Annotated in this window: 18 protein-coding genes; 11 read left to right on the top strand and 7 right to left on the bottom strand. The window is 68.4% G+C overall.

The features are described 5' to 3' along the window. Window positions 1-140: 140 nt before the first annotated feature. The 6 genes from E2493_RS16345 to E2493_RS16370 all read left to right on the top strand — a co-directional run bounded on the left by E2493_RS16345 (window position 141) and on the right by E2493_RS16370 (window position 8,465). The gene (locus E2493_RS16345) at window positions 141-2,534 is read left to right on the top strand and encodes an EAL domain-containing protein (protein WP_167737581.1); all 2,394 of its coding nucleotides are present in this window, start codon (window positions 141-143) and stop codon (window positions 2,532-2,534) included. A gap of 121 nt (window positions 2,535-2,655) precedes the next feature. Beyond that, window positions 2,656-3,987 (top strand): 30S ribosomal protein S12 methylthiotransferase RimO, encoded by a 1,332-nt coding sequence (gene rimO, locus E2493_RS16350; protein ID WP_135088858.1) that lies wholly within the window; start codon window positions 2,656-2,658, stop codon window positions 3,985-3,987. Window positions 3,988-4,019: 32 nt separating this feature from the next. After that, entirely contained in the window at window positions 4,020-5,420 is a 1,401-nt protein-coding gene (locus E2493_RS16355; RefSeq protein WP_135088861.1) for an NAD-dependent succinate-semialdehyde dehydrogenase, read from the top strand. A 332-nt stretch (window positions 5,421-5,752) separates the two neighbouring features. Further along, entirely contained in the window at window positions 5,753-7,141 is a 1,389-nt protein-coding gene (locus E2493_RS16360) for a leucyl aminopeptidase family protein (protein ID WP_135088864.1), read from the top strand. A 135-nt stretch (window positions 7,142-7,276) separates the two neighbouring features. Then, entirely contained in the window at window positions 7,277-7,618 is a 342-nt protein-coding gene (locus E2493_RS16365; RefSeq protein WP_135088867.1) for a MarR family transcriptional regulator, read from the top strand. Further along, window positions 7,533-8,465, top strand: coding sequence for a C40 family peptidase (locus E2493_RS16370; protein ID WP_135088870.1), 933 nt, complete (start codon window positions 7,533-7,535; stop codon window positions 8,463-8,465). Before E2493_RS16365 ends, E2493_RS16370 begins: the two co-directional genes overlap by 86 nt. Window positions 8,466-8,502: 37 nt before the next feature. On the opposite strand, the gene mltG is transcribed toward E2493_RS16370, so the two are convergent. From mltG to fabD, 5 genes are all read right to left on the bottom strand, one after another. Continuing rightward, a complete protein-coding gene (gene mltG, locus E2493_RS16375) occupies window positions 8,503-9,468 on the bottom strand; it encodes an endolytic transglycosylase MltG (RefSeq protein ID WP_135088873.1) in 966 nt (321 codons plus the stop codon). Between the two features lie 7 nt (window positions 9,469-9,475). Continuing rightward, window positions 9,476-10,735 (bottom strand): beta-ketoacyl-ACP synthase II, encoded by a 1,260-nt coding sequence (fabF, locus tag E2493_RS16380; protein ID WP_135088876.1) that lies wholly within the window; start codon window positions 10,733-10,735, stop codon window positions 9,476-9,478. 102 nt (window positions 10,736-10,837) lie between these two features. Then, window positions 10,838-11,074: an acyl carrier protein gene (locus tag E2493_RS16385; protein WP_135088878.1), complete on the bottom strand. Its 237-nt coding sequence runs from the start codon at window positions 11,072-11,074 to the stop codon at window positions 10,838-10,840. A gap of 101 nt (window positions 11,075-11,175) precedes the next feature. Continuing rightward, window positions 11,176-11,913: a 3-oxoacyl-[acyl-carrier-protein] reductase gene (gene fabG, locus E2493_RS16390; protein ID WP_135088881.1), complete on the bottom strand. Its 738-nt coding sequence runs from the start codon at window positions 11,911-11,913 to the stop codon at window positions 11,176-11,178. A gap of 2 nt (window positions 11,914-11,915) precedes the next feature. Continuing rightward, window positions 11,916-12,836 (bottom strand): ACP S-malonyltransferase, encoded by a 921-nt coding sequence (gene fabD / locus E2493_RS16395; protein ID WP_135088884.1) that lies wholly within the window; start codon window positions 12,834-12,836, stop codon window positions 11,916-11,918. Window positions 12,837-13,052: 216 nt separating this feature from the next. On the opposite strand from fabD, the gene rpsF reads away from it, so the two are divergent. The 4 genes from rpsF to E2493_RS16415 all read left to right on the top strand — a co-directional run bounded on the left by rpsF (window position 13,053) and on the right by E2493_RS16415 (window position 15,147). Next, window positions 13,053-13,481 (top strand): 30S ribosomal protein S6, encoded by a 429-nt coding sequence (gene rpsF, locus E2493_RS16400; RefSeq protein WP_135088887.1) that lies wholly within the window; start codon window positions 13,053-13,055, stop codon window positions 13,479-13,481. A gap of 17 nt (window positions 13,482-13,498) precedes the next feature. Then, window positions 13,499-13,723, top strand: a complete 225-nt coding sequence (gene rpsR / locus E2493_RS16405) for a 30S ribosomal protein S18 (RefSeq protein WP_135088890.1) — start codon at window positions 13,499-13,501, stop codon at window positions 13,721-13,723. 12 nt (window positions 13,724-13,735) lie between these two features. After that, window positions 13,736-14,347: a 50S ribosomal protein L9 gene (gene rplI, locus E2493_RS16410; RefSeq protein ID WP_135088893.1), complete on the top strand. Its 612-nt coding sequence runs from the start codon at window positions 13,736-13,738 to the stop codon at window positions 14,345-14,347. A 128-nt stretch (window positions 14,348-14,475) separates the two neighbouring features. Continuing rightward, window positions 14,476-15,147, top strand: a complete 672-nt coding sequence (locus E2493_RS16415; protein ID WP_135088896.1) for a glutathione S-transferase family protein — start codon at window positions 14,476-14,478, stop codon at window positions 15,145-15,147. Here E2493_RS16415 and E2493_RS16420 read toward each other — a convergent pair. Further along, on the bottom strand, window positions 15,141-15,590 hold the full coding sequence (locus E2493_RS16420; protein ID WP_135088899.1) for a cupin domain-containing protein: 450 nt from the start codon (window positions 15,588-15,590) through the stop codon (window positions 15,141-15,143). The two genes, E2493_RS16415 and E2493_RS16420, sit on opposite strands and share 7 nt — an antisense overlap. 44 nt (window positions 15,591-15,634) lie before the next feature. Between E2493_RS16420 and dapE the strand changes: the two genes are divergently transcribed. After that, the gene (gene dapE, locus E2493_RS16425) at window positions 15,635-16,765 is read left to right on the top strand and encodes a succinyl-diaminopimelate desuccinylase (RefSeq protein ID WP_135088902.1); all 1,131 of its coding nucleotides are present in this window, start codon (window positions 15,635-15,637) and stop codon (window positions 16,763-16,765) included. A 10-nt stretch (window positions 16,766-16,775) separates the two neighbouring features. On the opposite strand, the gene E2493_RS16430 is transcribed toward dapE, so the two are convergent. Beyond that, window positions 16,776-18,434 (bottom strand): putative bifunctional diguanylate cyclase/phosphodiesterase, encoded by a 1,659-nt coding sequence (locus tag E2493_RS16430; RefSeq protein WP_167737582.1) that lies wholly within the window; start codon window positions 18,432-18,434, stop codon window positions 16,776-16,778. Between the last annotated feature and the right edge of the window lie 24 nt (window positions 18,435-18,458).

Consider the following 18,458-nt stretch of genomic DNA (forward strand, 5'->3'; position numbering starts at 1 on the left):
GACAGCGACAAGTCCGGCAAGGACCATGAGCGCTCGGGAAGCCGTGCGGCCGAATGGTCCGGCAGGGACGCTGGCGACCGGTTCGAGAAGCACGAAGACAAATCGTCCCGCAAGCTCGATCGCTGATCGAGGCGGCTCCTATGGCATTCGCAATGCTGCGCCTTCCCCGGCGTCGGGCTGGCGATCCGATGATGCTGCAGGCCGATCTGGACGAGCGCTCGGGCCGCCTGCCCTTCGCACTTCCACAGATCGCGGTGCTCGCCGCCGCGGCGCTGGTCGGCGCTACCATCCTGCTCACCGGCGCGGGGGCCGGAGTGGACCGCATCCTCCAGGACGTTCGCTACGCCGTGCGTGCCCATGACGCCACGGGCGAGATCCACGTCGTCGAGATCGATGCCAAGAGCCTGGCCGCGCTCACGAAGTGGCCGCTGCCGCGCAGCGTGCACGGGCGAGCGGTCGACCAGCTGCGCGCCGCCGGGGCCCGGACGATCGGCTTCGACGTCGATTTCTCGGCCGCGTCAGATCCGCGCGAGGACGCGGCCTTCGCCGCCGCGCTGAAGCGGGCGGGAGGGAGCGTCTATCTTGCCACCTTCCGTCAGGCTGCCGATAGCACCAGCGAAGAATCCGTCGAAAACATCCCGATCAAAATACTAGAAGAAAACGCTTTCCTCGCCGGCGTGAACGTCCGTCCGGATGCCAGCGGCTACGTCCGTCAGATGCCCCTGGGGACGGTGACGGGCGGGACCCCCCGCCCTTCCCTTGCCAACCTGACGGCCGAGGTGCCCGCCGATACGGGCGAGGCGTTCGACATCGATTATTCGATCAGGCCGGAGACGATCCCGCGCCACAGCCTGATCGATCTGGTAACCGGCCGCGTCCCGGCCGCCGCATTGGCCGGCAAGCGAGTGATAATCGGTGCCACCGCGATCGAAATCCGCGATTATTATGCAACCCCGCGGCACGGGGTCATCCCCGGCGTCGTGATCCAGGCGCTGGCCGCGGAAACCCTCATGCAGGGGCCGATCCCGCAGTCGTGGAGCGGCGGCGGCATGCTGCTGCTCGCCCTTGCCGCTGCGGCCGGTATTCTCCGCAAGGCGGCGAGCCCGCGCCGGCTGGCAGGCTTCGGTGCCGCGACCGCGGTACTGCCGCTCATCCCGCTGGCCAGCGAACATTTTTTCGCCGTGTCGATGGCGCTTGCGCCCGCACTCGGCAGCGCCGCCACCGTGATCGGCCTGAACGGCGCGGCGCTCCTTGCCCAGCGTGCCCGCCGCAAGGAGACGACGGACGCGGCCACCGGCCTCCCCAACCTCGCCGCCCTCGAAGGCGCGCTCGCCGGACGCGCCCAGGCCAATATCGTCGTGGCGCACATCGAACATTTCGCGATGATCGCCTCCGGCCTCGGCGATGAAGCCACCGCGAAGCTGATCCTGCGGGTCGCGGATCGCCTGAGGCTCGCCTGCGGCGACATGCACATCTACCGGGTGGATACGGCAGCGCTGGCGTGGATCGAGACGCCCGACGACGAAAGCAGTCTCGACGGCCGGCTGGAGGCCGCCGCCGCGCTGATGCGCGCGCCTGTCGAGTGCGGGCGTCTGGTGGACGTCTCGCTCACCTTCGGCCTCTCGGGGAGCGAGAATCTCGCCGGCAGCAGTGTGAAGCAGCTGGTCGCCGACGCGGCGCTCGCCGCCGTCCATGCCGCGCAGCGGGGCAATCGCTGGCAGAAGTTCACCGAGGCCGATAGCGAAGAGGCGACGCTGCAGCTTTCGCTGCTCGGCGAGCTCGACGCCGCAATGGCCAGCGGAGAGCTGTGGAACGCCTATCAGCCCAAGCTCGATCTGCACTCGGGCAAGGTGCTCAGCGTCGAAGCGCTGGTGCGGTGGAACCATGCGCAGCGTGGCCCGATTGGCCCCGACAAGTTCATCCCCCTGGTCGAGGAGCATGGCCGGGCGGCGGACCTGACCCGTCACGTGCTCCAACAGGCGCTCGAGGACGCCTGGAGCTGGCAGGAGCGCGGCCACCCGATCAATGTCGCCGTCAACGTCTCGGCGAGCGTGCTGGCCGACCATGGCTTCATCGAGTCGGTCCGCGAAGCATTGCGTACCAGCCCCGTCCCGCCGGAGCGGATCACGATCGAGGTGACGGAAAGCGCCGCGATGAACGACCCGGCCCGGGCCATCGCTGCGCTGGAGAGCTGGCGCGCCCTCGGCGTTCGAATCTCGATCGACGACTACGGCACCGGCCAGTCGTCGCTCGGCTATCTGCAGACCCTTCCCGCGACCGAGCTCAAGATCGACAAGAGCTTCGTCCAGACCATTGCGAGCGACACTCGCAACGCGATCATGGTCCGCTCGACGATCGCGATGGCGCACGAGCTGGGCCTCAAGGTGGTCGCCGAGGGCATTGAGGATCAGGAATGCCTCGATCGCCTCCGGGAGATGGGCTGCGACACCGCCCAGGGCTTCTTCATCAGCAAGCCCCTCTCGGCGCCCGAGCTGGCCGACTTCCTCGGGACCGGAGCCCGGGCCGCCGCCTGACGCGAAACACCCTGGCCGCTTCGAACCTGCCCATGTCCGAGCGCCGGTCTCGAAGCCCGATGCTCCAATTGGCTGCGTAGCCTAGAAAAAGCCCCTTTTCGCTCCTATCTGCGCGCCATCCATGACTCTCACGCTTCCCACTCCGCCGAAAGTCGGCATGGTTTCGCTCGGCTGCCCCAAGGCGCTGGTCGATTCCGAGCGCATCCTCACCAAGCTGCGCTCCGACGGATATCAGCTCTCCTCGGAATATGAGGAGGCCGACGTCGTGCTCGTCAACACCTGCGGCTTCCTCGACTCCGCGAAGGAGGAGAGCCTGGCGGCGATCGGCGAGGCGATCGCCGAGAACGGCCGCGTCATCGTCACCGGCTGCATGGGCAACGAGGCCGAGGTCATCCGGCAGAAGTTTCCGGAGGTCCTCGCGATCACCGGGCCGCATCAATATGAAAGCGTCGTGGGCGCGGTGCACGTCGCCGCCCCGATGCCGCCGTCGGCCTATCTGAACCTGGTGCCGGAGAGCGGGCTCAAGCTCACCCCGCGCCATTATTCCTATCTGAAGATCTCAGAGGGCTGCAATCACCGCTGCAGCTTCTGCATCATCCCGTCGATCCGCGGGGATCTGGTCAGCCGCCGTCCGGACGCCATCCTGCGCGAGGCGGAGAAGCTGGTCGCCGCCGGCACGAAGGAGCTGCTGGTCATCAGCCAGGACACCTCGGCCTATGGCGTCGACCTGCGCCACGCGGCCTGGCCCTGGAAGGGTGGCGAGGTCCGCGCGCACATGACCGATCTGGCGCGCGAGCTCGGCAAGCTCGGCGCCTGGGTGCGCCTCCACTACGTCTATCCCTATCCGCACGTCGATCAGGTCATCCCGCTGATGGCCGAGGGACTCGTCACTCCCTATCTCGACATTCCCTTTCAGCACGCCGCGCCCTCGGTGCTGAAGGCGATGAAGCGGCCTGCGAACGAGGCCAAGGTGCTCGAGCGGATCCGCGCCTGGCGCGAGATCTGCCCGGACATCGCCATCCGCTCCTCCTTCGTCGTCGGCTTCCCCGGCGAGACGGACGCCGATTTCGAATATCTCCTGCAATGGCTCGAGGAAGCGCAGCTCGACCGGGTCGGCGGCTTCCGCTTCGAGCCGGTGACCGGCGCAGCCGCCAACGCCCTTCCCGGCGTGGTGCCCGAAGAGGTCAAGGAAGAGCGCTACGCGCGCCTGATGGAGACCACCGCGCGCATCTCCGCCGCGAAGCTCCAGGCCAAGGTCGGTCGCGAGATCGACGTCATCATCGACGTGGCCGACGGCGAGGGCGGCGCGTCCGGACGCTCCCAGGCGGACGCGCCGGAGATTGACGGCGAGGTCCACCTGCGCGACGCAGCCGAGGCGAGCCCGGGCGACATCCTGCGCGTCCTGATCGAGGACGCGGACGAGCACGATCTCTTCGGAGTCCCGGTCAGCTGATCCGCGCCCGGGCTGCGCGAACTGGAGGAACGATGTTCAGAAGCGTCAACCCAGCCACCGGAGCAGAGATCGCCACCTATCCCGAGCTGACGCCAGCCGAGCTCGACGCGAAGCTCGCCAGGGCGGCTGCGGCCTTCCGCCACTGGCGCACCACGCCGCTCGAGGAACGCACCGCCCTCCTCGCCCGCATCGCCGACCGCTTCGAGGTCGAGCGCGAGCGGCTCGCCCGCATGGCCTCGCTCGAGATGGGCAAGACTCTCGCCACCGCTTTGGCCGAGGTCGACAAATGCGCCGCCGGCTTCCGGGTCTATGCCGAGCACGGACCCGCCATGCTCGCGCCGAAGCGCCAGAGCCTGACTGGCGGCGGCACGGCCGAGCTCCACTGGCTGCCGATCGGCCCGGTGCTCGCGATCATGCCGTGGAACTTCCCTTATTGGCAGGCGGTCCGCTTCCTCGCTCCGGCGATCATGGCCGGCAATGTCGGCCTGCTGAAGCATGCCAGCATCGTGCAGGGCGTCGCCGGGCTGCTCGAGGAGATGGTCACCGCGGCCGGCGCGCCCGACGGCCTGTTCCAGAATCTCGCGATCAAATCCTCCGCCGTCGCCGGGGTCATCGCCGACGATCGGATCGCGGCGGTGACTCTGACCGGCAGCGAAGCCGCCGGCGCCTCGGTCGCCGAAGCGGCCGGCCGGGCGCTGAAGAAGGTGGTGCTCGAGCTTGGCGGCTCCGATCCGTTCATCGTCATGCCGTCGGCCGATCTCGATGCAGCCGTGGCGCAGGCGGTGAAGGCGCGGATCCAGAACAGCGGCCAGTCCTGCATCTGCGCCAAGCGGATGATCGTCCATGCCGACGTCTACGACGCCTTCATGGCGCGTTTCTCGGACGGGATGCGTGCGGTGAAGGCAGGCGATCCGTTCGATCCCGCGATCGACATGGGGCCCCTCTCCAGCTTCGAGCAGCGCGACACCGTCCTCGAGCAGCTCGAGGAAGCGAAGTCGCTGGGCGCGACCTTGCTGTTCGGCGGTGAGCCGACCGCCGACGGCGCCTATCTCAGCGCCGGCATCCTCACCGACGTGCCGCTCGACAGCCCGCTGATGCACGAGGAGATCTTCGGTCCGATCGCCATGGTGTTCCGCGCTGCCGACATCGACGAGGCGATCCGCATCGCCAACGACATACCGTTTGGCCTCGGCTCCTCGGTTTGGACCCGCGACGAAGGCGAGCAGCGACGCTTCGTCCGCGACATCGAGGCCGGCATGACGGCGATCAACCAGATGCTCGCCTCCTCTCCCGAGGCGCCGTTCGGCGGTATCAAGCGCTCCGGTCACGGGCGCGAGCTCGGCCCCTACGGCATGCACGAATTCATGAACCTGAAGACGGTGATGTACGCCGCCGACGCACCGCTGGGCGCGCGAACGAACGCCCTGGACTGAGGCCGTGCTTGCCTTTCTGTCCAAGGCGGCGGAGCGAAAACACTGGTCCAGGTCATTCCCATAGGTGAGACCCGGCTTGGCGCTTTGGATGCTCGCTTCGCTGGCGAAGCGCGCTTCGGAAGCCGCCCCGGCCGGAACCCGCGTGCCCGGGGTCGCTGACTGGCCGATCCTCTTCCTGGTCCAGGTCGTTCCTCGTCTGCTGTTGTGCAGGAGAAGCGACCGCCTGCCGCCGCCGGCCCGGCGATGGGGGCCAAGCGCCTTCGGCGATGAGTCGCCATGCTGCGGCGACAAGCACCCTTTTTCTGGTCCGCGCCTGTCCCTAAGGCTGGGTCATGACCGACTTCCAGCCGCTCCTCCTCGCCGACAAGGGCGAGCCTGCCACCTCCATCGTCCTCGTCGATCGAAACGGCTACGACGCGTGGCTGACCTCGCAGCCCGATCGCGTCCGGCAGGCCGTCCAGGCGCAGGCGTTCCGCGGCGAGGAAAACCAGATCGCGATCCTGCCCGGCGACGGCGCGGAATGGTCTGCCGCGGCCGGCGTCAAGGACGCGGCGGCGCTCGGGCCCTGGTCGCTCGCCAGGGCCGCCGAGACGCTCCCCGAAGGTCGCTACCGGCTCGACGGTATCGCTCCGGGATCCGCCGCGCTGGGATGGCTGCTCGCCCAGTACAGCTTCGATAGGTACAAGGCGCCGAAGGCGCCAAAGGGACCGCGCATCCTGCTCACCGCCGAACCGGCGCGCACCGACGAGGCAATTCTGCTCGCCGAAGCGACCGCGCTCGTGCGCGATCTGGTCAACACCCCCGCCGGCGATCTCGGACCCGCGGAGCTCGAGCAGGCCGCTCGCGCCGTCGCGGCGGAATGCGGCGCCGAGGTCGTCGTCACCGCCGGCCGGGCGCTCGACGAAGGCTTCCCGATGATCGCCGCCGTGGGCCGCGCGGCGAGCGCCGACCGGGCCCCTCGCCTGATCGAGATCGAATGGGGCAACCCCGCCCATCCGCGGATCGCGTTGGTCGGCAAGGGCGTCTGCTTCGACAGCGGCGGCCTCGACATCAAGCCGGCATCGGGCATGCGGCTGATGAAGAAAGACATGGGCGGCGCGGCCCACGTCCTCGCGCTCGCCAGGCTGGTAATGAAGTCCCGGCTGCCGGTCCGCCTCCATGTCCTCGTCCCCGCGGTGGAAAATGCCGTGTCCGGCGCAGCCTTCCGGCCGGGCGACGTGCTGAGGAGCCGCAAGGGCCTGACCGTGGAGATCGGCAACACCGATGCGGAAGGCCGGCTCATCCTCGGCGACGCGTTGACCCGCGCCGGCGAGGGCGACCCCGCGCTGATCCTCGATTTCGCGACGCTGACCGGCGCCGCCCGTGTCGCGCTCGGTCCGGACCTTCCGGCGATGTTCGCCAATGATGATGCCTTGGCCGAGTCGCTGCTCACCGCAGGGTCCGAAGTCTCCGACCCTCTCTGGCGGATGCCGCTGTGGGACGGCTATGACGAGATGCTCTCCTCCGACATCGCCGATCTCGGCAATGTCTCCGAGGCGCCGATGGCCGGCGCCGTCACCGCGGCCCTCTTCCTGCGGCGCTTCGTCCCCGCCGGCACGCCCTGGGCGCATTTCGACACTTTCGCCTGGCGCTCCTCGGCGAAACCGGGTCGTCCGAAGGGCGGCGAGGCGCTTGGACTGAGGGCCGCCTGGGCCGTTCTTTCCGCCCGTTTCGGCGCCTGACGATTTGCAGCCGTTTTTGCGCCGAATTCTCAATAGGGTACGAAACGAAAAACGATCTGACTGGTTGTACGCCCGAAACAGACGCCGTCCGAAATCGGAGAAGAACCAGTGTCAGAGCGCGGCCTCAGGAGCTGGATGCAGACCCTCATCGGATACGTCCGCTCGGGGCAACCGGATCTCACCAATCGCCAGATGGCGCTGCTGATGATCGTCTATCTGACGCCCGGCCCCCATACGGTGCGGGGCCTTGCCCACACCCTGGGCGTATCGAAGCCCGTCATCACACGCGCCTTGAATACCCTGGGCACGCTCGGCTATCTGCGCCGGGTCCGCGACGAGGCAGATCGCCGCAACGTATTCGTCGCAAAGACCAGCATAGGGCAGGAGTTCCTTGAGCGCTTCGAACGCAATATCGAGCAGCAGGACGGCGCCGGCCGCCGAACCGCCAAGGAACGGGGTATCCTCCTCCAGCACTGAGCGCTTCTCGCTCGACGGTCCCTCGATCGTCCTCGACCCGCGAATTCACGCCTGGCGCAAGGACATCGCCGACGTCGGGCTCGCCGGCCGGCTGTTCGCGCCGCATTACGCGCGCCCGCTGATCCGCGACTGCGGCCTGCTGCCGACCCCGCTCAGGGCCGAGCCGCAGGACGACGCCGCCGCGGTCTCTGAGCTCCTTCCGGGCGAGAAGTTCGCGGTGCTCGACATCACCTCCGGCTGGGCCTGGGGATACAGCCTGCTCGATCACCGCGTGGGCTATATCGAGGCGATCGAGCTCGCCGATCCGCTTGAGCCAACCCACGTGGTCGTCGAGGCCGGCGCACCGATCCAGACGTGCGGCGATCCCCTCTCGCCGCCGCTCGCGACCCTGCCGATGGGCAGCCGGCTGCACGGCGAGCCGCACGGCGCGATGCTGCACATCGAGGCGGGCTGCGTCCCCCTCGCCTATCTCCAGCGCGTCGACCGGCACGAGGATGATCCGGTGATCGTCGCCCAGCGCCTGCTCGGCGCGCCCTATCGTCCCGGCGGCCGCACGATCCATGGCATCGATTGCGCCGGCCTGGTCCAGCTGTCGCTGCAGCTCTGCGGGATCGATTGCCCGCGCGACGTCGATCATCAGCGCCGGCTGGGCGAGCCGCTCCCCGACGATGCGCCGCTCCACCGCGGCGACCTTCTCTTCTGCGAGGACCATGTCGGCATGATGGTCGACGACATGATGGCCATCCAGGTCAGCCTGGAGAGCCGGAGAGTGTCGGTCGAGCCGTTCCGCTGCGCCCGGCCGGAAGGCAGCGAGGCCAGGATCGAGCGCCGGCGACTTACCCTCTAGACCTGCTCGCTGACGGGCGAGCGGCGCTTCCGCCGCCTCACATTTCGCCGCGGGCGCGGCGCAGGGCATACCATTTCTGCACATTGGCATTGTGCTCGGCGAGCGTGCTCGCGAAGATGTGCCCGCCCGTCCCGTCCGCGACGAAATAGAGCGCGTCGGTTTCCGCCGGGTTGAGGACCGCGCGAATCGACTCGCGTCCCGGATTGGCGATGGGGCCGACCGGCAGCCCGGCCATCGCATAGGTGTTGTAGCCGTTCTGCGCCTGGAGCTCGGAGCGCAGGATGCGCCTTCCGAGCGGCCGTCCCTTGGTGATCGGGTAGATGACGGTGGGATCGGCATCGAGCTTCATCCCGATCCGGACCCGGTTCGAATAGACTCCGGCGATCATCGGCCGCTCGGAGGCCTTGCCGGTCTCCTTCTCGACGATCGAGGCGAGGATCACCGCCTCTTCAGGCGATTTCACGACGCTGTTGGGGCTGCGCTTCGGCCACAGCTCGGCCAGAGTGTCGCGCATCGCCTTTTGCATCCGCTCCAGCACCGCCGCCCGCGGCTCGTCCCGCTGGTAGCTGTAGCTGTCGGGCAGCACCGAGCCCTCCTCCGGCACCGGCGCGTCGCCGGTCAGCGCCGGAGCGTTCATCAGCCGCTCGTGCACCAGCACGGAGGGCAGGCCTTCGGGCACCGTCACCATGCGCTGCAGCGTCTTGCCGGTCTGCAGCATGGCCAGGACTTGCGAATGGCTCGCCCGGGCGGGAAATTCGAATTCGCCGGCCTGGATCGGCGCGCCCCCGCCGAACAGTTTCGCCTGGAGCAGGAAACGCTGCGACGAGCCGATCACGCCCGCGTCCTCGAGCTGCTCCGCCGCGGAGGCGAGGCTCGAGCCCGGCGCGATGACGACGCTCACCGGCGCTCTCGCCGGCCCCGACGCGCTCCATCCCTGGATGAAGTAGAGGCCGGCGACGATCGCCGCCCCGACCAGCAGGCCGAGGACGAGGAGCTTCTTCATGAAGGGATCAGACCGCCTTCATGACCAGGCTGGCGTTGGTGCCGCCGAAGCCGAAGCTGTTGTTGAGCACGGCCTTCACCTTGCGCTCCTTGGCGACCAGCGGCACCAGGTCGACGCCGGTCGTGCCCTCGCTCGGATTCTCGAGGTTGAGCGTCGGCGGGACGATCTGGTCGCGCAGCGCGAGGATGCAGAAGATCGCCTCGACGGCGCCCGCGCCGCCGAGCAGGTGGCCGATCGCCGACTTGGTCGAGCTCATCGACAGGTTGGCGATGTTGTTGCCGAACAGCCGGCGCACCGCGCCGAGCTCCAGCTCGTCGCCGAGCGGCGTCGAGGTGCCGTGGGCGTTGATATAGTCGATGTCGCCGAGATCGAGCCCCGAGCGCTTCATCGCGACCTGCATGGCCCGGAAGCCGCCGGCGCCTTCCGGGTGCGGCGCGGTGACGTGATAGGCGTCGCCGGACATGCCGTAGCCGACCACCTCTGCATAGATCTTGGCGCCGCGCTTCTTGGCGTGCTCATATTCCTCGAGCACCACCACGCCGGCGCCCTCGCCCATCACGAAGCCGTCGCGGTCCTTGTCGTAGGGACGCGAGGCACGCTCCGGCTGGTCGTTGAACTGGGTGGAAAGCGCCCGCGCCTGGGCGAAGCCGGCGATGCCGATCGGGCAGATCGCGGCCTCGGCGCCGCCGGCGACCATCACGTCCGCGTCGTCGAGCATGATCATGCGCGCTGCGTCGCCGATCGAATGAGCGCCGGTCGAGCAGGCGGTGACGACCGCATGATTCGGCCCCATCAGCCCGTATTTGATCGAAACCTGGCCGGAGATCAGGTTGATCAGGCGCCCATGCACGAAGTGCGGGCTGACGCGGCGCGGCCCCTTCTCATGCAGGACCAGGGATTCCTTCTCGATGCCGGGCAGGCCGCCGATGCCTGAGCCGATCGAGACGCCGGCGCGATAACGCTCTTCCTCGCTCATGTCGGTCAGGCCGGCATCCTCGAGCGCCTGGCCGGCGGCGTCGATGCCGTAGACGATGAACGGATCGACCTGGCGCTGGACCTTGTGGTCGACGCGCTTGTTCGGATCGAAGCCATATTCATGGTCCGCCGATTTCACCTCGCAGGCGATCTGGCAGGCGTATTCGCTCGGATCGAAATGCGTGATTCGCGCGGCCCCGCTCTTCGAGGCGAGGATGTTCTTCCAGCTCGTCTCGATGTCGGCCCCGAGCGGGGACACCATGCCAAGACCAGTGACGACTACGCGGCGCATCAGGAAACTCCCGGGATCAAAAGTCAAAACGGCCCCCCGGCGATGACGGGGAGCCGTTCGTCAAAGCGGCTCGAGCACCGCCGGCCTGGAGAGCCGGAAAGCTCAGGCCTTGTTGTTGTCGATATATTCGATGGCGTCGCGGACGGTGGTGATCTTCTCGGCCGCATCGTCCGGGATCTCGACCCCGAACTCTTCCTCGAAAGCCATCACCAGCTCGACGATGTCGAGGCTGTCGGCGCCCAGATCGTCGATGAAGCTGGCGTCCTCGGTCACCTTGTCGGCTTCGACGCCGAGGTGCTCGACGACGATCTTCTTCACGCGGTCGGCGGTCTCGCTCATATTCTACCCTTCCCTAGGCTTTGTTTGCGACTGCCCTAGCCGCTCCCCGAGGGGGCTGGCAAGGGGCGTAACGTTTGATTGCGGAACAGGCACCGGCCTGCTCAGAGCATCGCCATGCCGCCGTTCACGTGCAGCGTCTGCCCCGTGACATAGCCGGCCTCGCGGCTGGCGAGGTAGACGGCGGCCGCGGCGATGTCGTCGCCTTCGCCGAGCCGGCCCGCCGGGATGCGCCCCATCAGGGCTTCCTTCTGGCTGTCCGGCAAGGCGTCGGTCATCGCCGAGCGGATGAAGCCGGGCGCGATGCAGTTGACGGTGATGTTGCGGCTGGCGACCTCCTGGGCGAGCGCCTTGGACATGCCCACCAGACCGGCCTTGGAGGCGGCGTAATTCGCCTGGCCCGGATTGCCGGTGGCGCCGACCACCGAGGTGATCGAGATGATCCGGCCGAACTTGGCGCGCATCATCGGCTTCAGCGCGGCGCGCGAAAGACGGAAGCCCGCCTCGAGGTTGATGCGGATCACGTCCGCCCATTCCTCGTCCTTCATCCGCATCGCCAGATTGTCGCGGGTAACGCCGGCATTGTTGATCAATATGTCGAGCTTGCCGAGCGCCTCGACCGCCTGCGGCACCAGGCCGTCGACCGCCGCGCTGTCGGAGAGATTGGCCGGAAGGATCACCGGATCGCCGCCGATCTCGCCCGCCACCGCCTGCAGCGCCGCCTCGCGGGTTCCGGAGAGCGCGACGCGGGCGCCGCGCTCCGCCAGCCCACGAGCGATCGCCGAGCCGATGCCGCCCGAGGCGCCGGTCACCAGCGCGGTCATTCCACTCAAGTCGAACATTCTCAAATCTCCTTCACCAGCGCGTCCACGTCGTCCATCGAGACGACGCTCGTCACCCGTGCGTCGGGCGCGATGCGCTTCACCATCGGCCCCAGCACCTTGCCGCCGAACTCGACGAAATGGTCGACGCCGGCTTCGGCCATCGCCGCCACGCTCTCGCGCCAGCGCACCATGCCGGTGACCTGCTCGACCAGCAGCCTGCGAATCTCGTCGCCCTCGCGTACCGGCGCAGCGGTGACGTTGGCGTAGAGCGCCACCGCCGGATCGGCGATCGCGGTCTCGCCGAGCGCCTGCTCCATCGCCCGCGCCGCCGGCTCCATCAGCGGCGAGTGGAACGGCGCCGAGACCGGCAGAAGCACGGCCCGCTTGGCGCCCATTTCCTTGGCGATGCCGAGCGCCCGCTCGACCGCGCCGCGGTGGCCCGAGATCACGACCTGGCTCGGGTCGTTGTCGTTGGCAACGGTGCAGATTTCGCCCTCCGCCGCTGCCGCGGCGACCGCCTGCGCGACGTCCAGGGTCGCGCCGAGCAAGGCGGCCATCGCCCCCTCCCCGACCGGAACCGCCGCCTGCATCGCCCGGCCGCGCAGCTTGAGCAGCCGCGCGGTCGTGGCGACGTCGAACGATCCGGCTGCGCACAAAGCCGAATATTCGCCGAGGCTGTGGCCGGCGACGAAATCGGCCTTCGAGATCGGAATTCCAGAGACGCGCAGGGTGGCGACGGCATTGGCCATGATCGCCGGCTGCGCATTCTCGGTCAGGGTGAGATCCTCGATCGGGCCCTCGGCCATCAGCCGTGCGAGATTCTGGCCGAGCGCCTCGTCCACTTCCTCGAACAGCTCGCGGGCGACGTTGCTCGCCTCGGCCAGCGCCTTGCCCATCCCGACCGCCTGGCTGCCCTGGCCCGGGAAAATGAATGCACGCATGCGTTCCTCCTGTTGGCGCGGCTGCTAGGCCAGCAGCACCCCGCAGCGCAAGCCGGGCTTGCTTTTTCGCGCTGCATCGGCCATGGGGCCGCCACGGGGCGGAGGGCTCGAGCTCTCCCGCCCCGCTTCATTTTTGCGAATGAATCGAAGACGACAGCCGGAGGGGCGTCCGCATAGGGCGGCGTCAGCGATCGGCCAACACAAGGACGCAGATACATGCCGCTTTACGAGCATGTCTTTCTCGCGCGTCAGGATCTGGCCCAGAGCCAGGTCGACGCGCTGGCGGAAACCGCCACCAACATCATCGAGAGCAATGGCGGCCAGGTCGTGAAGACCGAGACGTGGGGCCTGCGCGGCCTCGCCTACCGCATCGCCAAGAATCGCAAGGCGCATTACGTCGCCCTCGATTTCACCGCCCCCTCCAACGTCGTCGCCGAGCTCGAGCGCCAGACGCAGATCAACGAGGACATCATCCGCTACATGACCGTCCGAGTCGACGAGCATGAGCAGGGCCCCTCGGCGATGATGCGCCGCAACGAGCGCAGCGAGCGCGACCGCGGCGATCGTGGTGACCGCGGCGGCCGTGGCCGCGACCGCGACGACCGGGGCGACCGTGCTCCGCGCCGCGAAGAAGCCGACGCGTAAGAGAGAAGGACAGCAACATGGCACGCCCATTTTTCCGCCGCCGCAAGAGCTGCCCTTTCTCGGGCAAGGAAGCTCCCCGGATCGACTACAAGGACGTTCGCCTGCTCCAGGGCTTCGTCTCTGAGCGCGGTAAGATCGTTCCCAGCCGCATCACCGCGGTTTCGGCCAAGAAGCAGCGCGAGCTCGCCCAGGCGATCAAGCGCGCCCGCCATCTCGGCCTCCTCCCCTACGTCGTGAAATAAGGAGCGCGAGCAATGGAAGTCATTCTGCTCGAGAGGATCGAGAAGCTCGGCGCCATCGGCGACGTCGTCAAGGTGAAGAACGGGTTCGCCCGCAACTTCCTGCTGCCCAACGGCAAGGCGCTGCGCGCCAACGACGCCAACCGCAAGGTCTTCGAATCCAACCGTGAGCGCATCGAAGCGCAGAACGCCGAGCGTCGCTCGGCCGCGGAAAAGGAATCGAAGGGCATCGACGGCGTCACCATCCAGCTGATCCGTCAGGCGTCGAACACCGGCCAGCTTTACGGCTCGGTCTCGGCCCGCGACCTCGCGGAAGCGCTGGAAGCCGACGGCCACAAGGTGGCGAAGAACCAGATCGTCCTCGACCGTCCGATCAAGGCGATCGGCATGCAGGACGTCCGGATCGCCCTCCACCCGGAGGTTTCGGTGACCATCCACGTCAACGTCGCCCGCTCGCCCGAAGAGGCCGAGCTGCAGGCGCAGGGCGTCGACGTGATGGCAGCGATGTTCGACCGTGGCACCGCCGGCTTCACCGAGGATCGCGATCCGAACGCCGAGCCGGGCGAGATCCCGACCGACACCGCCGAGAACACCGGCGGCGAAGGCGAGGCTTCGAGCGAAGCCTGATCTTCGCGATCGGATCCAAAGGAGAGGCCGCCGTCCGCAAGGGCTGGCGGCCTTTTCTTTTGCGCCTCGCGGTGGAACTCTAGCGCGCCTCGGGAACTCGACAGGCGTCAGGTCAGGCGGGAGAGACGATGCTCAAGCTCATCATCGGCAACAAGGCTTATTCCTCCTGGTCTCTGCGCGGCTGGCTGGCGGTCAAGCAATCGGGCCTGCCGTTCGAGGAGATCACCGTTCCGATGTTCGACGAGGAATGGGATCGTCGCCGCGAGGGGCAGGAATTCGCGCCTTCGGGCGGCAAGGTCCCGATCCTGTGGGACGACAAGGCGGTGATCTGGGACAGCCTGGCGATCGTCGAATGGCTCGCCGACAAGACCGATCGCTACCGCTACTGGCCCAGGGACGAGGTCGCCCGCGGCATGGCGCGCTCGATGGCGGCCGAGATGCATTCGAGCTACGAGAATCTGCGCACCGAATGCGGCATGAACCTGCGCAAGCGCCATCCGCCCCGCGAGCTTTCCGAAAACGTCCGGGCCGAGCTGGTCCGGATCTTCGAGCTGTGGGCGCAGGCCCGCGCCCGCCACGGCGCAGGGGGCCCCTATCTGTTCGGCACGTTCGGCGCGGTCGACATCATGTTCGCGCCGGTGGTGACCCGTTTCGTCACCTATTCCGTTCCCCTGCCCCGCTTCGCCGCGGCCTATGTCGAGACGATCCTCGCCCACCCCTGGATGCAGCAATGGTATGAGGCGGCGCAGGAGGAGCCCTGGGTCATCGAAAAATACGAGGAGCCGGAGCAGGCTCAATAAGGCGTGCCGTCCCGCCGGGTGTAGCGGCCGGTGGCGCCCTCGAAGCGCAGGTCGATGTCCGAATAATGGCAGTCGCTGGTCGGAGGGCGTCCGACGGCGAGGAAGACGCAATCGGCGCCGCTGCGGTTGACGAGGTGGTGGCCGTTCGGGACGCCCTTCGGGAAGGCGGCGACGTCGCCGGCGCGAAGCACGGTCTCCGTCCCGTCCTCGACCAGCACCGCCTCGCCCGTCAGCATCACCACCAGCTCGTCCTCGCCTTCGTGCCAGTGCCGCTGGCTTGAGATCCCGCCCGGCTGCAGCGTGACGTGGCTCGCGCCGAAATCCTCGATGCCCGCCGCCGGCGCGAGGCGTCGGAACGCGCGCTTCGCCATCGGCTCGGCGAACGGCGCCGGATAGGAGGTGCGGTTGATCGGCGGGATGGCGTCGAGATCGAGTTTCGGCATGGCGGGTCTTTCCCCGTTTAAGGTCAGGCTCTAGGCCGGCGGCCATGACCGACGCTATCGACCCGGTGGACCTCACCGCAAGACTGATCGCCTGCCCGAGCATCACCCCGCGCTCCGCCGGCGTGTTTGACGTGCTGGAGGCCGCCCTGAAGCCGCTCGGTTTCGAGGTGCATCGCTTCTTCGCCGGCGAGGCGCCTGACGGCCCGGTCGAGAACATGGTCGCGACCCGCGGCAGCGGCGGCCCGCATTTCGCCTTTGCCGGGCATCTCGACGTCGTGCCGCCGGGGGAAGGCTGGAGCGGCGATCCGTTTCACCCGGAGATCCGCGGCAATCTCCTCTACGGCCGCGGCGCCGTCGACATGAAGGGCGGAGTCGCGGCCTTCGTCGCCGCCTGCGCCGCCGTCACGGACCATCCGGGCACGGTCAGCCTGCTGATCACCGGCGACGAGGAGGGACCGGCAGTTCACGGCACCCGCGCGATCATGGCCTGGATGGCCGAGCGCAATATCCAGCCCGACATGATCCTGATCGGCGAACCGACCTCCGAGGCGCGGCTCGGCGACGTGGTGAAGATCGGCCGCCGCGGCACCGTCAACATGTGGGTCACCGTTCCCGGTGTTCAGGGCCACGTCGCCTATCCGCACCGGGCGGAGAACCCGGTGCCGAAGCTCGCACGGCTGATCACGGCGCTCGAGGCAGTTCACCTCGACGACGGCACCGAGGCCTTCCAGGCCTCGAACCTGGAGATCACGGCCCTCGAGACGAGCAGCCGCGCCACCAACATCATCCCCGGCAGCGCCACGGCCCAGCTCAACATCCGCTTCAACAATCTCCATCGCGGGGAGGAGCTGGTCGCCCTCGTCCGCCGGATCGCCGCCGAACATGCGCCGGGCGCGACCGTAGAGGCGAAGATCTCGGGTGAGGCGTTCCTCACCCCGCCGGGGCGGCTGTACGAGCTGGTGACCGAGGCGATCCGCGAGGAGACCGGGGTCGAGCCGACGCTCTCGACCAGCGGCGGCACGTCGGACGGCCGGTTCCTGATCGCTCTTTGTCCGGTCGTGGATTTCGGCCTGCCCAACGCGACCATGCACAAGCTGGACGAGGCGGCGGCGGTCGAGGACATCGCCGGTCTCGCCAGGATTTACGCCCGCATCCTGCGCAACGCCCTCGCCTGATCCGATCTCCTCAGGAGACCCGGGCGAGGCTGCCGGCGCAATCCTGGCCGGCGACCCAGGCGATGAACGTCGCCTCGTCGAGCGGCTCGACGCGCAGGAAGCCCTGCACTGCGTCGCAGCCGATCGCGCGCAGCACCTCCAGTTGCTCCTGGCGCTCGACGGGCCCGGCCACCGTCGTACTTCCTAGCGCTCGCACCATCTGGACCAGGCTGGCGGCGACGATCCGGGCGCGATCGGACGTGTCGATGTCGATCAGCAGCGCCGGATCGAGCTTCACCTTGTCGGCGGCGAAGCCGACCAGCGCCGGGAGGTTCGCCTTCCCGCCGCCGAAGCCGCCGATCGCGATGCCGACGCCGCTTTCGCGCAGCATGGCGAGCTGGAGATGGGCGCCGACCGACAAGGCGGCAATCTGCCCCTGGACGAGCTCGAGCTCGAGGGGCCAGGGATCCCCTCCCCAGCCGTCGAACGCCGAGGTGAGCCGCGCGGCGAGATCGAAACGGCCGATGTCGCAATCGGGAAGGCGGACGCTCAGCGGCTGGTCGAGGCCCGCCGCCCGCCACCTGGCGCACGCCTTGACCGCGGCGTCGAGCGTCCATTCGCCGAGCGCCTGCGCCAGCGCCGCGTCCTGGACCATCGCCGGCAGCCGGTCGAGCAGCAGCGGACCGCCTGGGCGGTTCCACTGGACCAGGGCTTCGCCGGCGAGGATCGCTCCGCTCCGCAGGCAGAGCTGCGGGCGGTAGACCAGCTCCAGGGCTCCGGCGGCGATCGCCTCGCCGAGTTCGCCCTGCAGGGCGGCGCGCTCCATCGACACGCGGGCAAGCTCGGGATCGTACAGGCAGGCGCGGGCGCGGCCGCTCTCCTTGGCGTGGTACATGGCGATGTCGGCCGCCTTCATCAGGCTGGTGAGATCGTCGCCGTGCGCCGGGCACAGGGCGACACCGATCGAGGCGCCCATGTGGCTGGTCTGGCAGGGCGATCGAAAAGGCTCGGTAAGGGCTTCCAGCACCTGCGACGCAATCCGCTCCGCCTCTTCACGCCCGGAATCGGGAAGCAGCAGCGTGAACTCGTCCCCGGCCAGACGGGCGAGCAGAGGCTGGTTGAGGCTCCCCGCCTGGCTCTCCGCCCGCACCACCTCGCGCAGCCGGTTGGCGACCATGATCAGCACCTGGTCGCCCTGGGCGTGGCCGAGGCGGTCGTTGACCTCCTTGAAGCCGTCCAGATCGATGAACAGCAGCGCCGGCTGCTGATCGAGCGCACGGCCGGCGAGGATCCGTTCCGCCTCCTTGCGGAAGTGGAGCCGGTTCGGCAGCGTCGTGACCGGATCGTACATCGCCAGGGCGTGGAAATTGTCGAGGCTGGTGCGCACCTGATCGAACAGGCCGTCGACCGCCGATGCCAGTGCCGGAAGCTCCTTGCGGACCAGCGGCGGTGCGGGCGAGCTCAGATCGCCGCGCGCGACAGCAAGCAGGCGATCGATCAGCGCCGCGACGGCGCGGGCGTGGCTGGAATTCGGCCGCTCGGTCGCCACGCGGACGAGCAGCAAGGCGAACAGGCCGATGAACAGCGAGGCGACGATCTGCTGGTCGAGCCGGCCGAGCAGCAGGAAGCCGAGCAGGGTGAGGATGAAGGCCGAGACTCCGGCGAACACGCTGAGGAGCCCGTTGGCCAACCTGGTCCAGCTTGCACTCATCGC

Source organism: Sphingomonas parva (ex Maeng et al. 2020) (assembly GCF_004564275.1).
Lineage (GTDB): Bacteria > Pseudomonadota > Alphaproteobacteria > Sphingomonadales > Sphingomonadaceae > Allosphingosinicella > Allosphingosinicella parva.